This is a genomic window from Sulfitobacter sp. HI0129 (assembly GCF_001635395.1).
Lineage (GTDB): Bacteria > Pseudomonadota > Alphaproteobacteria > Rhodobacterales > Rhodobacteraceae > Sulfitobacter.
In genome coordinates this window covers 1-2,285 of the sequence record NZ_LWGH01000595.1, presented here as the reverse complement: position 1 = coordinate 2,285, position 2,285 = coordinate 1, and the positions used below count along the sequence as shown (strand labels likewise).

Here is a 2,285-nt window from a genome sequence, read left to right as displayed (position 1 = left end):
TTCCTCCAGCCAATCGCAAAAACCGTTCAACTCGGCCTCGCTGACCGGGAAGGGGTTCGGCAGTGAAGCCAGTGACTCATCCGCCCAATGCTTGAGCGACCGGACCGTCAGATCGCGCTGCTCTTCGGTCCAGTCAGGAAAGATCACTTCGAGTGTCGGCCTAAAATGTCCTGTGCGCCGTCCGACACGCTGAACAACATCCTGCGAATCGATGCCCGTCGCTGCGCGCACGAGCATGATCGTAGAACGAATGTTGCGCTTGTACTCATTTGACAGCGCCGACGGTCCGACACGCCGTGCATTGTCCCACCACTCACACTGCTTGCCGATGAACTCGACTAAGGCGCCTTCGCCGAGATCACTTCTAGAGAGAGTGTCTTGGGCAATTTCGCGCTCGCGTCTCAGGTAGCGCTGCCAGGGACGGGCAGGTATGCGGCCATTCTCATCTCGATCCGATTGGAAAGTCTGCAGCGCATTATGTGTATAGGCCTCGAAGTAGCCGACAGCCTCGAAATGCGCTTGATATTCCCGGAGTGATTGAAGTTCCTGGTAGGCCTCAAGATTGATGCTCTGCTGCGAGCGTCGCCGCAAACCTTCGCAAGAAACTGCACCACCACTAAGGACTTCCGTGTAGAGTGCTTGATCATCAAGCGGAAACCATAGGTGTACGCCCGAGCGCAGGATCGTCGCCAGCCAGAATACTTGCCAGTAGTGATAGAAGGCGGGCGTATCCTGCGCGGCGGTGGAATAGACCGGGCCACGATCAGTATCATAGAGGTGAATGCTCAGGTTCTGCCACGGCGTAAATGCGGCAGGCGAGAAATCGGTCTGAATAAATGGACGGTGTTCATCTGCTAGCGCGTCGAGGACATGCTCGCTCTCGCCGTAGATGCGAGCATCCGACCAGTGACTAATCCCGTTCAATAGTGTGATGGCTGCATCCAGGCGCGGTCCATCAGGCTCTATCGGACCGGCAATACTCACGCTCTCATGGCGATCGCTGGCAAGCCGCCGCGGGATCTCATCCGGGAACCGCAGTCGCCGGACCGGCGTTAGCAGACCCTCGCGTTCAAGGAATTCCATGAGCCCTTCAGCGGGCGGGTGCGGACAGAGATCAAGATCTACCGCGTAGTCTCGCAGTTTCTTGAGACTGAAATACCGTCGCCCAAACATGTTGCTCATTCTAATCGGGACCATCAAAAACTACGGTTCGCGCTTTGGCCTCGTGTAAACTACATTCCTTCGCGCTATCGAAGTGACTGCACTGTGGCGGCTGCGACAGCCGATCTTTGATCGTACGGCAAAACTGATCAATGGGTTTCCGTTCTTTGGCATTTCCTGAATTCCTGATGCGGTACTTGGAGCGCATGCTGCGAAAGCTCATCGCACGCTGCTGTCCAAACATCCACTGATACGGAGATCGAGCAAGTGCAGCGAACGGCAGCAATGCGGGCTGCGAATGCAGCATCACAATTGCGTGGTATGTGTCAGCTTAAGGCCGTTACTACCACAGTTCACTCAGTACATCGACCCGTTCCAGCGCTCGCCGTAGTGCGTGGTTTGAAACCCTCACATAGATCTCCGTCGTCCTGAGGCTGGCGTGCCCGAGCAAGGCCTGGACCATCCGGATGTCGATCCCCTCCTCGATCAGCAGCGTCGCGGCCGAGTGCCGGAACCGGTGCGGGGTCAGGTGCGGCTCGATCCCGAGGCGCCTGGACAACGCCCGCAGCCGCTTACGGAACGTGGCCGAGCGGAGCCGGCGTCCGACCGAGTTGAGGAACAACGGCGCCGCGATGGAGCCGTCTTCGGAACGCATCTGACAGTAGCGTTCAAATTCTTCCTGCAGCTCACGGTTCGGCACGAAGACGATCCGCTCTTTGCTGCCCTTGCCATTTACGAGGATCTGGCCTCCGTCCTGCGATACGTCGCAGACCTTTACATTGGTCAGCTCGCTGATCCGCAGCCCGGTCACGATCAGCAGCTTGATGATCAGGAGCGTGACGACATTCTGCGAGACCGGTGCTGCATCGTAAGCGCGTGGCTTCGACCCCACAGCTTTGGGGACTTCACACTCTTGGAGAACCGCTCTGAGAGTGTCTCGATCGATGGGGCGGGGCAGGCGGCGCGGGATCCTCACGGAGATACGGACGTCGGCGAATGGGGAGGGCAGGGCACTGTTTCGGTCTTCGCGCCAGGCGAAGTAGGACTTCAGGGTCACAAGGCGCCGCTCGATGGTCGCCGGCTTGGCATCCAACGCGTCGCGCAGATGGCGGTGGTAGGCGAGG

2 protein-coding genes are annotated in these 2,285 nt (G+C 58.5%); both read right to left on the bottom strand.

The features are described from left to right. On the bottom strand, positions 1-1,182 hold a 1,182-nt coding region (locus tag A3764_RS15800), incomplete at its 3' end, for a hypothetical protein (RefSeq protein WP_150122228.1). A 322-nt stretch (positions 1,183-1,504) separates the two neighbouring features. Next, positions 1,505-2,285, bottom strand: a 781-nt coding sequence (locus A3764_RS15795; RefSeq protein WP_067951762.1) for a tyrosine-type recombinase/integrase, incomplete at its 5' end; no start/stop codon positions are given.